Below are 12,856 nucleotides of genomic sequence, written 5' to 3'. Positions count from 1 at the left end.
ACTCTAGCCGCCCCCCCCCCCCGCCCCTGCTGTCGGCCCCCGCCCCCCCCCGCCCCCCCCCCCAACACTCACGACCCCTGAGAACTCAGGCGGCGCCCCAAAAGGCGTCCTCGGACTCCGGGTCGGACGAGAACAACCACACCTCGGCGATCCGGTCACCCTCGACGCGCAGCAGGTCGACACCGTCCTGGGCCATCGACGCGTCCTCCCGCTTCCCGCTGAAGTGGATCGGCACCGCGACCACAGCGCCGTTGACCATCGGCGAGCCGGTCAGCGAGAGCGCGAACGTCCCCTCGCTGGCGGCCATCATCCCGCCGAGCAGCTGACCGACCGCGGCGCCGCCGCGGTGCGTGCCGGAGAACTGGTTGTCACCCGGCTGATGCCACACGATGTCATCCGCGAACAAACCGGCTACCGCCGGAAAGTCCTTGGCGGCCAACGCATCGAAATACTTGCCTACAACAGTCAGCGGTCCGGTCGACTCGGCCATCAGAGATCCTCTCAAGAGTTTGTTGCTATGGGCCTATAGTCACCATTGGGAACCAGTTACCTCAACGTAACCAAAGGCCTTGAGTGATGCAGGTCACAGTGGACTTGAGTGCGCATGCCCCACCCGCTCATTTGTGGGGATTGGCTCTACGAACCTATAGTTCATTGCAGTAACTTGCTATCTTGACGTAACCAAGAAGGACGTACGGCCGTGCCTCAACACCCCGCGTTCAACGTACTCACGGCAAGCTGCCCGTCGCGAACCTCACTGGCCCGCATCGCGAACAAGTGGACCGCGATGGTCGTCTCCGCACTGGACGGCGGCAGGCTGCGGTTCTCCGATCTTCGCTCCGCTGTGGACGGAATCAGCGGCAAGGTGCTCACGGAAACGCTGCGAGAACTGGAACGCGACGGACTCGTCAGCCGCACCGCGTACGCCGAGGTGCCACCCAGGGTCGAGTACGAGCTGACTCCGTTGGGGCGCACCCTGCGCACGCCCCTGCAGGCGCTGAACCGCTGGGCGGAGGAGCACATCGAGCAGGTGCTCGCGGCACGCGACGTCTACGACGCCCGCGACTGAAGACTCACCCGAATCGGCGTCACGCCGGGGGGCCACCCGGTTCGGGCAGCGCGCAAAACTGGGCAACAGGGAGGGGACAGTCGGTCGCGTGGACCGAGTCCTGCACACCGCCCATCTGCCCCACAGGGGACACCGACAGGAAAACGGCGGCAACGGCGGCACATCCACCGATGATGCCGCGGACGACGCGGGCCTTCTCCGTCATCATGAGCTCCTTTCCGCGAACCTGCTCTCAACATTATCGGCCTGACGCGGCAACGCGAGCACTGTGGATCTTTTCCGCGAAACGCGGAAACATCAGCGATCCGAACAAGTGGTCCGTCATCGCCGGCTGGCTCGCGGACAACTACAGCCGCAAGCGAGCCTTGATGGTCTCGCTTGCCGTGTCCGGGGTCTTCACCGCGACACTCGCGGTCACAACCGGACTCACGACGTTCCTGGTGCTGTGCTTCTGGCAGGCCTGGGCCTTGGCGGAGTTTGGGGCGTCGTATCGACCTATGTAGTGGAGACCTGACCCGCAGACCAGCGCGGCCGCGTTTCGTGCTCAGTTCGTTCTCGTGCGCGTGGCCTTCATCGCCTGCGTGGCGATCGCCATGACCTTCCTCCCCGACCCGCGCGGCGCGACCCCGGTACCGACACCGAGCTAATGGCTCATCTCCAGGATCCATCGGCTACGGTCAACCCTGGAAGAGTGCGGAAACTTCGGGGGTGAGCACAGCAAGATGAGCGACAAGCACGACAGAAGAGCGCTTGTCGGGCCTGCCGCCCATCGCTGGACCACCCTCAAATTCACGCGAGTAGTACTCGTCGCGGTGCACAACGTGACGACACTGACCCGGCTGCTCGACGTGATACCAGCGTTCGAGAACGACGAACGAGTCCAACTGTTCTTCACCCACCTACCAGGAGACCCTTTTCCGCACGGCCTGACGGACATCCTGGGCGACTCGGGTGCCATGGTCATCCCGTGGAAACAAGCCGAACGAAAAAGATTCGACCTGGCCATTTCCGCGAGTCATCATGGAATGCTCGGCAAAATCCGAGCACCACTTGTCCTCCTTTCCCATGGAATCGGGTATACTAAATACTCGCCGCAGCAGGCAGCAGGCAGCAGGCAGCAGGCAGCAGGCAGCAGGCAGCAGGCAGCAGGCAGCAGGCAAGCCTTCGGCCTTTCCGCCGAATGGCTGCTGCACAAGGGAAAACCGCGAGCGGACGCATTCTGTCTCTCTCATGATCACCAGCTCGAACTGGTAAGAGAGACCGCGCCCGCCGCTCTTCAGAATTCATTCGTGGTCGGCGACCCTTGCTATGACCGGATAGTAGCGAGTTCGCCGCTGAGGAATCGCTACCGTGCCGCTCTTCATGTCGGCACTCGCCGGCTGGTTCTGGTGTCCTCGACCTGGTCTGGTTCATCACTTCTCGGCTCCCGGCCGTCATTTCTCCGGGAGTTGCTGAGCGAGCTTCCGCGGGATTCGTGGTTGGTCGCCGTGGCGCCGCATCCCAATGTCCGGCACGGACACGGCCCGGATCAGGTGCGGCGATGGTACGCGGACTGCCTCCGGGCGGGGATGGTCATCCTGCCCGAGTTCGACGGGTGGCGTGCCGGGCTCATCGCGGCGGACATTGTGCTCGGCGACCACGGTTCGGTCACCGGGTACGCCGCTGCCCTCGGCAAGCCGACGCTACTGGCCGCATTCGATGACGTTCCTCCGGGCACGCCGATCTCGGCACTGGGAGACACCGCACCCCGCCTGCGGACCTCTGGCCCATTCCTGCCCCATCTCGTCTCGGCGATCGAGGAGCACAAGCCTGATCGCTTCGCCTCGGTCGCGGAACGGGTGACCTCTTTGCCCGGACGCTCCCTGAAGACACTCCGCGAACTGTTCTACCGCCTGCTCGAACTCGACGAGCCGCCCGCCGCGGTAACCGTCGAGACCATTCCCGCCCTGCCGGTCGAGCCGTCGAACCCGGACGTGCTCGCCGACCTGGTCACCGGATGGGTCGACATGGATTCACGGCAAGTCGAACTGGAGCGCCGTCCCGCTGAGGTGGTGCGTCCGGGAACCCCGCTCCGGCAAGCCAACGACGACGAGCAGCATGTGAACTGCTCGTTCGACCACCCGGCACGTTCCCTGGTGGCCAACGCCGCGGTCTTGATCGTCCAGGAAACGGACCCTGGCCCGCTTCCCCAGCGTTGGTGGCAAGAGTTCTGGTTGCGTCACCCGGCATGCACAGTGGCTGCGGTCGGGTACGGCTGGACCGCGCAAGTGTGGATGCGCGACGGCACCTCGATCACTCTCACATCGCCGGGCATGGACGCGGCGATCCTGGCGTCGGCCGTCTACCTGTGGCAAGCGGCAGGGCTACCCGTGCGATCACTGGAGACGGGGTTCTCCCTTCGTCTCGGCGACGAAACACACGACGTGGCGGTGGCGCTCTAGACGAGTAAGTCCGATAGGGCGGTTCAAAGCGAGGGACCTATGAGTGCTGACGCCCCACTCAAGGGCCCCTCACCCCTCGCTCTGAGCCATATCAAACCGTGCGAAAGGGAACGCCACATTTGACTTTCCGGCAAATAATCGTCTAGATGTAGACGGTGATCATCTTGTCGTAGTCCTTCTGCGAGATGGCCTTATACTTCCTTTGCGTAATGCCGTCGTCGCCGAAGCTATAAACGACGTCGACGCCGGGAGCGATCCACCACCATTTGTTGAGCCAGATGCACTCGTTGCCCCAGAATTCGCCCCTCGGTGAAGTCGTATTCTCTTTGTGCTGGTTCTTGCCTACGACCACGAGCCGACCGATCGTGCGGTCCGTGTTGGTCGTGACACAGACTTTGATCGCCGCCCCGACACCGGCCGCCGATGCCGGAACCGTGATGATGGCCAGCCCGGCGGCAGCAGCCGCCGTCACAGTGGCCGCCTTGATGCCGATGGTGCGTATACGTCCCACGTTCCCACACTCACTTCCGTCGAGAGCTCCTTGCTGGATGCTCTCCGCGCCGATCACGCGTGGCAACGAATCACACGAAAACTGGGAATGCGCGGAGGGTCGTCCGCTGGTTTCGGAGAAGGCGCCACCCCACCGTCAGACCTGGGCGGAATCACAGGACACTAGCCGGCTCGACCGCTTTCGATCTCCCTCGCTCGATCACGGTAGCGTGCGGCATCCGAAGGTCGGCTCAGCTCGTCGGCCAGTGCTGCGAGCTTCTCGTATGTCTTGACAGCGTCAGGCCAGACATGATGGGCGACAAATATCTCTGCCGCTTTCGTCCACCGTCGTTCAGCCTCGAGGGAATCGTCGTGTGCTCGGCCGACATCACCGATCAGCGCTTCGCAGCGTGCCGCGTTCGAACCGTCCGCGAGAGACGCGTTGAAGAAACTCAGGGCCTCGCCCAACAGCGGCAATGCCTCATCGAGCAAACCTCGCTTGACAGCGATCCGCCCACGATGCATCCGTACCAGGGCGCGGGCCCGCTCCTGGTGGACTGGATCATCCATCAACGGGACGGCTTCGGCGGCTTCGCATAGTGCCTCATCGGCCTGAGGAAGCAACCCACGGCTCTCATAAGACAGGGCCCTCCATGCGATCGCGCTCTCCCTGCCCGGCGGATGGATCTCCTCCGCCAGTGACGCGAACCGCTCGACCGCTTCGTACTCGCCGATTCGCTCGTGCAGCTGGGCCAGATCACGGTAGACCTGCCACCGCACCGGTTCGGCGGTCACCAGATCGAGGATCCGGCGGTAGAGGTCGATCAGTTCGGTGCAGCGTCCGGCTTGATAGGCGTACGAGCAGGGAGCAGTGGCCATGACCATGGACAAGGCATGGTCACGACGGTCGGCGCACCGGCGCGCGGACTCGAGAAAGCTCGACCATTCAGTGTCGAACCCCGTTGCCGCCAACGCAGGCTTGTCGTCACCGGGGAACGCCGGTTCTATCGTGGCACGGAATTCCTTCGTGCCCTGTGGCACCGGACGTCCGGTGAAGCACTTGTCCAGCGCGACGGCACGGTGGGCATACCAACGGTCAGTGCGGTCGATCGCCGTCATTTCCTCGTCGTCGGAGCTACCATCACGCAGCTTCCCGCTCGCGTGCTCGTGGACAAGGAAGTGATAACGGTACCGTCCTTTGCCCGCCTCTTGGAGAAGGTTCGAACGAACGAATCGGGTGAGCAAACGCTTCGCGGCGGGCTCGGCGACGTTCAAAGTCGCTGCCGCCGCGGCCGCGCCGAAGTGCGGCCCGGACAGGGCCAGAAGCCGGTAAGCGCGCCGATCGTCAGCGGGCAGCTCACGGTAGACCTCGTCGAAGAGGACCTTCACCACGAAGTCCCCGTCGACATCGAGCGCCTCCAGGACGTTACGCGTCAGTTGCTCGACGATGTCCTCCGGCGTTTCGTCGCCGGCACCGAGTTTGCCCGCGGTCACCGCGAGAGCCAGCGGCAAACCTTCGCAGATTGAACAGACTCTGGCGAGCACCGATTCGGGCACGTCCCGCACCGCCTTGCCCGCGATGGCGCCAACGAGTTCGAGTGCGGCCGCCTGGTCGAAGCCAGGCAAGCGAACCGAGACGAACTGGTGGTTGATCTCGAGGCTCTGCAGCCTGCTCCGGCTGGTCACGATCACCGCGCAGCGGGAAACGTCCCCCAGCAGCGGCTCGATCTGTGAAGCGACCGCGACGTCATCGAAGATGAACAGCAGCCGCTTGCCCGACATCATGGTGCGCAAGGTCTGCAGCCGGTCGCCCGGCGCGGCCGGGACCTCTGTCCAAGGAATTCCGAGCTGGACAAGCAACTGGCGGGCCAGTTCGTCGGCACTGCAGGCAGCACGCGTGTCCGAGCCCTTGGCCTCGCAATACAGAACCCCATCGGGATAATCACGCGCGAATCGGTATCCGAGGATGACCGCGAGGACCGTCTTACCGATGCCCTGGGGGCCGGTCAGCAGCACCAGGAGCGGCTCGCCGTTCGCCACCGCACATGCCTGCCGATCCGCGACCTCGTCCACCTCGGCGAGCCGGTTGACGAACCGGGGCTTTTTGGGCAAGTTCATCGGGCTCGACGGCCGGTCGATCACCACGGCTCCCCTCCGTTGTCGCACCGTCGGTGACCCTACCGGTTTTGACGGCACCTCAGTGACAGGTTCACCACTTCACCTGACCCTGGAAAGTGCGAGCAGCTCGTCGGCGGCGTCGTCCGCCGTGGGCGCGTCCAGCACGCTTTTCCGGAGCCGGGCCATGGATGCCCGGATCCGCTGGTCATCGGCGACTCGCTCGATCTGTTCTCGGAGCCCCACGTCCGGCAGGATCAATCGGGCCACTCCAAGCTTCTGAAGCCTTCTCGCCGTCTTGCGCTGCTCGGCGTTCCGGGGGCGTATCGCCATCGGCACACCGCACACGATCGCTTCGAGCACGGAATTCATCCCTCCGTGGGTCAGGAACACGTCCGCGTGCCCGAGCACCTCGGACTGGGGGATCCAGGGGTATGCCGTCACGTTGGCGGGTAACTTGCCCAAGGCCGACACCGGGACCCTCCCGGTGGACAGGACAATCGTCCATCCCGAGCCCGCGAACGCCGCGATCACACTTCGCAGCTGCTCGACCGATTGCGTGAACACCGTCCCCACCGTGGCGACGAGGACCTTCCCCGCACGCACGCGGTGCCAGGGAATCCCCGGATCCGGCACGGCCAGGCCACCGAGCAGCGGGCCCACGAACCTGACACGGTCCGCCGCGGCGCCGTCGAAGAGCTCTACCAGTCCGTTGATCAGGACCGAGCCCTGCCCGCGCCGGATACGACGTCCCGTCGTCGTGCACATCCAAGCCGTCCGGACCCGCGGCGGGACACGGAGGTTCCGGGTCCACGCCATGTGCGGATCCACCACGACGACCCCAGACCCGATCCGAGCGATCTCGCTGCGGCAGACGGTAGCCATGGCCGAGGCCAAGTGGCGCCGGCCCAGCCACAGCAGGCGATGTTCGGCGAGGTCACGGCACCCCCATCCGGCGGGTACGCGAACGTCGAACGCGGAATCCACCTCTACCGGCTCGACCCCTGCCGAACGCACGGCTTCGGCGAACCGCCCGCCAGTCACCATCCGCACCCGCCTGCCCCGCGCGGCGAGCCTGCCCGCTACGGCGAGCATCGGCGAGACATGCCCACAGGCCGGATACGGCATGAACACGAATTCCACCTCGAAGCCCCCTCGATCGCCCATGGTACCGAAACGCCTACCCTCCGCCATGGCCCGCCGACGGACGTAGTGAAATGACGGCATGACTCGTTCATGGGTTCGATACCTGGCAGGCTGCGGTGGCGTGGTCGCGGGCGTGGGCATGCTGTGGTTCCTGTTCGGGCCGCTCACCTCATGGATCGGCGGGCCTGACCTGGCCCGCCTGACCCCCAACGAGCGCCTCGCCGCCCTGAGCGGCATCCGGACCCTACTCGGGTCGGTGCTCAGCGCGGTGGTCGTCGGGGGCGGCCTCTATTACACCGGACGGAAATTCTTCCTCGACCGCGACAAGCAGTTCACCGACCGCTTCAACGCCGCGATCGACCACCTCGGCTCCGCCGACGAGACCGTCCGTGCGGGCGGCGTCCGAGCGCTGGACCGGATCCTGCACGACTCCCCCACCGACCGGAACCGGGTACTGGAAAGCCTCACCGGGTTTCTCCGTCACCACACGGTCGCCACCGGATCACCAGACCACGATGACGCCTCCGCGGCGCTGGCGGCACTGCGCAACCGCGGATTCCCGCCGAAACGAAAGACGGAGGACAGCCCGCTGGACCTTCGCGGCGTCCGGGTCGGCGGCGCCAACCTGCGCGACCTGCGCCTGCGCCAGGCGGATCTCAGCGCCGCCGAACTGACCGGCGCAATCTTGACGCGCGCCGGCCTCGGCCAAGCGCGCTTGCACCAAGCGACTCTGATCAACGCCGACCTGTCCGGCGCCGACCTTCGCGACGCCGACCTGACCGATGCCCGCCTGTCACGTACGAACTTGACCTCAGCCGACCTCCGAGGCGTGGCCACATCCGGCACTGATTTCACCGGCGCGACCCTCAAGAGCACCGACCTACGCGGTACCGACCTCTCCGAATGCCGAGGACTCACCGAAGAACAACTGGCACAAGCTGTAACCGATCACGAAACCACCCTGCCGGCCCACCTCACTGCGCCCGCGAAGCCCTGACCGCCTCGTGAGTAGACACCCGGGCCGCCGAAGTCGAGCATGTCGACGTGCAGCCGGTCGGTCGCGACCAGGCTGACCTCGCGGTAAATGCCGCCGCCCATGGTGAAATCACCCGACAACGGCGCGACGGCCGGATCCGGAGCGTTGCTCACGCTGACCGAGATCAGGTTGTCGCGCCCCGGCCGCAGCGCGTCGGTCGCATCGAACCGGAAACCGGAGTAGCCGCCCTTGTGCTCACCGAGGCGCGTGCCGTTGACCCACACGGTCGCGGTGCTGTTCGCGCCGTCGAACTGCAGCCAAAGCTTGCGCCCTGCCATCGATGGTGGCACCACGAGATGTTTCCGGTACCAGCCGGTCCCGCGGTAGTAGTCCCCGCCGCCGTCCTGGCCGTCTTCGGCGTTCCAGGTGTGCGGAACGCTCACCCGTGACCAGGCCGAGTCGTCGAAGCCGGGCTTCACCGCGTCCGGGACGTCGCCACGCTGGAATCGCCAGCCCGCGTCGAGGTCGATACTCGCGCGCCCCTGCCCGGCCGGTCCGGCTTCGGCGGGCGCGGCCAGGCAGCCGAACACCAGCGCCGTGATCGCCGCCAGCGCGGCCCGCGCCCTCCGGAGCTGACGGTTGGCCACGACGACCTCCTTCGCACATCATCGATGATTGTCGAAGCGATTCGATTGCCCACACGATAGGGCGGCCGCGCGCCGAACACAATGGTCTTCACCGCGCCTTGACCACGCACTCTCCTGGCTCTACTGTCGAGACACTTCAGGCGAATGTTAACGTTAACATCATTGCTCAGAAACTGCCGGGAAAGGGTCGACGATGCCCCCTGTACGTGGCCGCTTCAGCAGATTCGCAGCGGCACTCGCCCTCGCGCTCGCCGCCGGAATGGTCGCCGCGCCCGCCGCCGTGGCGGAACCAGCATCGAAAACACAGGCTGCCTACGGCGGATACGCCTTCTTCTACTTCACCGGGGAAGGCACAGCCGACGGTGAGCAGATCTACCTCGCCACCAGCCGCGGAAACGATCCGCTGAAGTTCGACGAACGCAACAACGGCAAACCGGTGCTCACCTCCGGGCTCGGCGACAAGGGCGTGCGCGATCCGTTCATCATCCGCTCACCCCAAGGCGACAAGTTCCACTTGCTCGCCACCGACCTGAAGATCTACGGCAACGGCGACTGGGACAAGGCCCAGCGCCACGGCAGCCGCTCGATCATGATCTGGGAATCGCCGGACCTGGTGCACTGGTCGCAGCAGCGCGCCGCGCAGGTCTCCCCCGCGACCGCGGGCAACACCTGGGCGCCGGAAGCCTACTGGGACGCCAAACGCGGCGAATACGTCGTGTTCTGGGCGTCGAAACTGTACGCGGACAACGATCCGGGCCACACCGGTTCCAGCTACAACCGGATGATGTACGCGACCACGAAGGACTTCAAGACCTTCAGCGCGGCCAAGGTGTGGGTGGACCCCGGCTACTCGGTCATCGACTCCACCGTCATCCAGGACAAGGGCACGTACTACCGGTTCACCAAGGACGAACGCGATCCAGGCTCCGCGAACCCGTGCAGCAAGTTCATCGTCGAACAGAAGGCCACCGACCTTCTCGACCTCTCCTACGACTTCGTGTCGGAATGCATCGGCAAGGGCGACCCCGGCATCAACAAAGGTGAAGGCCCGACGGTGTTCAAATCGAACACCGAGAACAAGTGGTACCTGTTCATCGACGAGTTCGGCGGCCGAGGCTACGTGCCGTTCGAAACCACCGACCTCGCGAGTGGCAAGTGGACGATGTCCAGCGGTGCCCAGCTGCCCGCCTCACCCCGGCACGGCACGGTCCTGCCGATCACGAAGGCCGAGCACGACCGGCTTTCCGGTGGACCGGTGACCCCGGTGAAGGCCGACAAGAACGGTCTCGTGGCGCAGTGGCCGCTCGACGGACGCGCCGGCACGACCGCGGTGGACAAGACCGGGCACGGCTACAACGGCACTCTGTCGGGCGACGTGAGCTGGTCCGGCGGCGCGCTCACCTTCGGCGGCACCAACGGATTCGTCGACCTGCCGGACAACATGCTGGCGGGTGCGGACGCCGCCACCGTCGCCGCGGACGTGTACATCGATCCCGCGCAGGCGGTGCCGTATTTTCTTTACGGCTTCGGCAATACCGGGCCTTCGGGCGCCGGGAACGGCTATCTGTTCGGCACCGGCGGCAGTGCCGACAACGGGCTGAGAGCCGCGATCTCGAGTGGCGACTGGCGCTTCGAGCAGAACGCGTCCGCCCCGGGCGGGCTCTCCCGCGCGGCTTGGCACAATCTCGCCTACACGATCGGCGGCGGCAAAGCGGTCCTGTACGTCGACGGCGTGGCCGTCGCTCGCAACGACGCGGTGACACTCAAGCCATCCGACATCGGCGGCGGCCGCACGACCGCCAACTATCTCGGCCGTTCCCAGTACACCGCCGACAAGTACTTCAAGGGCAAGATGAAGGACGTCCGGCTCTACAACCGGGCGCTGACCGCCGACCAGGTCGCCGCGCTGCCCGCCAACGCGACGAACATCGGTTCGGCCACACTGCCGGAGCTCAAGGTCCCGGCGATCATCGACCCGGCTGCGGGCACCGTCGTCCTGCCGGTCGAACCGGGCACCGACCTCCGCCGCCTGGCTCCCACGTTCGGGCTGGCGCCAGGCACCTCGACCAAGCCCCGCAACGGCTCGCCGGTCGATCTCAACAAGCCGGTCACCTATCGGGTCATGTCCCACGGCGACAGTCGCACGTGGACGGTCAGCGCACGGGAGATGCGCACGCCCTTGGTGCCGGGGCTGAACGCGGATCCCAACATCGCGGTGTTCGACGGGACCTACTACCTGTACGCGACCACCGACGGCTTCCCAAGCTGGGGCAGCACCACATTCTCCGTGTGGTCGTCCAAGGACATGGTGAAGTGGACCGACCACGGCGTCGCGCTCGACCTGGGCCCCGGTGTCTCGTGGGCGGACAAGAACGCCTGGGCGCCGACGATCGCCTACCGCGACGGCAAGTACTACTTCTACTTCTGCGCCGAAGCGAAGATCGGTGTCGCCGTGAGCGACTCCCCCACCGGCCCGTTCGTCGATTCAGGCAAGCCGCTCGTCAGCCGCAACCCCGACGACGGCCAGGCGATCGACCCCGCGGTGTTCACCGACGACGACGGCCGGCCGTATCTCTACTGGGGCAACGGCTCGGCGTACGTCGTCCCGCTCAACAAGGACATGGTCTCGTTCGACCCGGCCGCGGTGCGCCGGATCACCGGCCTCACCGGCTTCCGCGAAGGCCTGTTCATGGTGAAGCGCGCCGGTACCTACTACCTGAGCTGGTCGGTCGACGACACCGGCAGCGAGAACTACCGCGTCGCCTACGCCACCTCGACCAGTCCGACCGGCCCGTTCACCAACCGCGGCGTGATACTGAGCAAGGACCTTGCGCTCGGCATCAAGGGCACCGGCCACAGCTCGATGCTGCAGGTGCCTGGCACCGACGAGTGGTACATCGCCTATCACCGGTTCGCCATCCCCAGCGGTGACGGCACTCACCGCGAGACCACTGTGGACAAGCTGACCTTCAAACCGGACGGCTCGATCGCGCCGGTCGTTCCCACCCTCGAAGGAATCAAACCTCGGCCGTTACCTTGACGAAGGGCGTCGACACATGACTCTGAACCGAAGGACATTCCTCGTCGCGGGCTGTGGCGCGCTCACACTCGGCAGCGCGTTGCCCGCGTCCGCGGCCACGTTCGAGACGGTGCTCGATGGTTCGTTCACGAACTACTCGACGCTGCAATCGGCGTGGAACTACCGCTACCCCTGGGGATCCGACCACAACGGCACCGCCCGGATGTACGCGAGCGCGTCCGACCACAGCCAGGTCTACCTGGAAAGCGGCGGAGTGCTGGTGCTGAAGGCGAGCCGGATTTCCGGCAACGAGGGCAACAGCTCAGCCGATCCGCACCTGCCGATCCACTATCACTCGGGCGCCGTCCACGCCAAGCAGCAGGTCACCGTCACCGACCAGTTCCCCAGCTGGGAGGTCCGCGGTGATTTCCAGGCGCCCTCGGGCCGCGGTACCTGGCCGGCGTTCTGGCTGACCGGCGCGAACAGCTGGCCGCCGGAGAGCGACATCCTCGAGTTCAAAGGCGACGCCCGCAACTGGTTCAACACCTACAAGAACGCGAGTGGAGCCTGGTCCAACTCGATCGTCGGCGTATCGAACCCCGGCTCATGGCACACCTACCGCGCGTGGATCACCAAGGTGAACGGCACCGACGTCGACATCCACTACTACCTCGACGGCAAGTGGATCGCCCAGCACCGCGGCGCGAACTTCGTCGGCAAGCCGATGTGGCTCATCATCAACCTGCAGATGGAAGGCTCCTCCGGCTCCTCCGGCCCCTCGGGCTCCACCTACTACCGGGCCCGGAACGTCTACATGGGACGGACCCGGGCCTGAGGTCGTGAGTGTTGCCGACGGTTCTATTGATCCGTAAGGCAAATATGGCATGATCGTGGTGTGAACGCGAAGGTTCGGGTGACGGATGCGCGGCGGCTTTCCCAGCAATCGCAGGAGGA

At 65.6% G+C, this 12,856-nt stretch carries 11 protein-coding genes; 6 read left to right on the top strand and 5 right to left on the bottom strand.

Going from position 1 to position 12,856, the window contains the following annotated elements:
* Window positions 1–85: 85 nt before the first annotated feature.
* Window positions 86–490 carry a nuclear transport factor 2 family protein gene (locus ACFV15_RS45920; protein WP_378359522.1) on the bottom strand — a complete coding sequence of 135 codons (405 nt, stop codon included), beginning with the start codon at window positions 488–490 and terminating at the stop codon, window positions 86–88.
* A 210-nt stretch (window positions 491–700) separates the two neighbouring features.
* Here ACFV15_RS45920 and ACFV15_RS45915 point away from each other — a divergent pair, with 210 nt between their 5' ends.
* The 3 genes from ACFV15_RS45915 to ACFV15_RS45905 all read left to right on the top strand — a co-directional run bounded on the left by ACFV15_RS45915 (window position 701) and on the right by ACFV15_RS45905 (window position 3,510).
* Window positions 701–1,069 carry a winged helix-turn-helix transcriptional regulator gene (locus ACFV15_RS45915; RefSeq protein ID WP_378359520.1) on the top strand — a complete coding sequence of 123 codons (369 nt, stop codon included), beginning with the start codon at window positions 701–703 and terminating at the stop codon, window positions 1,067–1,069.
* 173 nt (window positions 1,070–1,242) lie between these two features.
* Window positions 1,243–1,572, top strand: coding sequence for a hypothetical protein (locus tag ACFV15_RS45910; protein ID WP_378359519.1), 330 nt, complete (start codon window positions 1,243–1,245; stop codon window positions 1,570–1,572).
* A 219-nt stretch (window positions 1,573–1,791) separates the two neighbouring features.
* The gene (locus ACFV15_RS45905) at window positions 1,792–3,510 is read left to right on the top strand and encodes a hypothetical protein (RefSeq protein WP_378359517.1); all 1,719 of its coding nucleotides are present in this window, start codon (window positions 1,792–1,794) and stop codon (window positions 3,508–3,510) included.
* A gap of 142 nt (window positions 3,511–3,652) precedes the next feature.
* Here ACFV15_RS45905 and ACFV15_RS45900 read toward each other — a convergent pair whose 3' ends face one another.
* From ACFV15_RS45900 to ACFV15_RS45890, 3 genes are all read right to left on the bottom strand, one after another.
* The gene (locus ACFV15_RS45900; protein WP_378359515.1) at window positions 3,653–4,078 is read right to left on the bottom strand and encodes a hypothetical protein; all 426 of its coding nucleotides are present in this window, start codon (window positions 4,076–4,078) and stop codon (window positions 3,653–3,655) included.
* 104 nt (window positions 4,079–4,182) lie between these two features.
* Entirely contained in the window at window positions 4,183–6,144 is a 1,962-nt protein-coding gene (locus ACFV15_RS45895; protein WP_378359514.1) for an NB-ARC domain-containing protein, read from the bottom strand.
* Window positions 6,145–6,216: 72 nt separating this feature from the next.
* A complete protein-coding gene (locus tag ACFV15_RS45890; RefSeq protein WP_378359512.1) occupies window positions 6,217–7,257 on the bottom strand; it encodes a glycosyltransferase in 1,041 nt (346 codons plus the stop codon).
* 82 nt (window positions 7,258–7,339) lie between these two features.
* Between ACFV15_RS45890 and ACFV15_RS45885 the strand changes: the two genes are divergently transcribed.
* On the top strand, window positions 7,340–8,257 hold the full coding sequence (locus ACFV15_RS45885; protein WP_378359511.1) for a pentapeptide repeat-containing protein: 918 nt from the start codon (window positions 7,340–7,342) through the stop codon (window positions 8,255–8,257).
* Here ACFV15_RS45885 and ACFV15_RS45880 read toward each other — a convergent pair.
* The gene (locus ACFV15_RS45880; RefSeq protein WP_378359509.1) at window positions 8,209–8,883 is read right to left on the bottom strand and encodes a sugar-binding domain-containing protein; all 675 of its coding nucleotides are present in this window, start codon (window positions 8,881–8,883) and stop codon (window positions 8,209–8,211) included. The genes ACFV15_RS45885 and ACFV15_RS45880 overlap by 49 nt on opposite strands.
* 193 nt (window positions 8,884–9,076) lie before the next feature.
* Between ACFV15_RS45880 and ACFV15_RS45875 the strand changes: the two genes are divergently transcribed.
* Both ACFV15_RS45875 and ACFV15_RS45870 read left to right on the top strand, forming a co-directional pair.
* A complete protein-coding gene (locus ACFV15_RS45875; protein WP_378359508.1) occupies window positions 9,077–11,923 on the top strand; it encodes a family 43 glycosylhydrolase in 2,847 nt (948 codons plus the stop codon).
* Between the two features lie 16 nt (window positions 11,924–11,939).
* Window positions 11,940–12,737, top strand: a complete 798-nt coding sequence (locus tag ACFV15_RS45870; RefSeq protein WP_378359506.1) for a family 16 glycosylhydrolase — start codon at window positions 11,940–11,942, stop codon at window positions 12,735–12,737.
* Window positions 12,738–12,856 lie beyond the last annotated feature (119 nt).

The organism is Amycolatopsis sp. NPDC059657, assembly GCF_042734395.1.
Taxonomy (GTDB): domain Bacteria; phylum Actinomycetota; class Actinomycetes; order Mycobacteriales; family Pseudonocardiaceae; genus Amycolatopsis.
This window is presented reverse-complemented; position numbering and strand designations above follow the sequence as displayed.

Coding starts and splice junctions, on each gene's coding strand:
- ACFV15_RS45920 (WP_378359522.1), bottom strand. CDS start 490: ATGGCCGAGTCGACCGGACCGCTGACTGTTGTAGGCAAGTATTTCGAT.
- ACFV15_RS45910 (WP_378359519.1), top strand. CDS start 1,243: ATGCCGCGGACGACGCGGGCCTTCTCCGTCATCATGAGCTCCTTTCCG.
- ACFV15_RS45905 (WP_378359517.1), top strand. CDS start 1,792: ATGAGCGACAAGCACGACAGAAGAGCGCTTGTCGGGCCTGCCGCCCAT.
- ACFV15_RS45885 (WP_378359511.1), top strand. CDS start 7,340: ATGACTCGTTCATGGGTTCGATACCTGGCAGGCTGCGGTGGCGTGGTC.
- ACFV15_RS45875 (WP_378359508.1), top strand. CDS start 9,077: ATGCCCCCTGTACGTGGCCGCTTCAGCAGATTCGCAGCGGCACTCGCC.
- ACFV15_RS45870 (WP_378359506.1), top strand. CDS start 11,940: ATGACTCTGAACCGAAGGACATTCCTCGTCGCGGGCTGTGGCGCGCTC.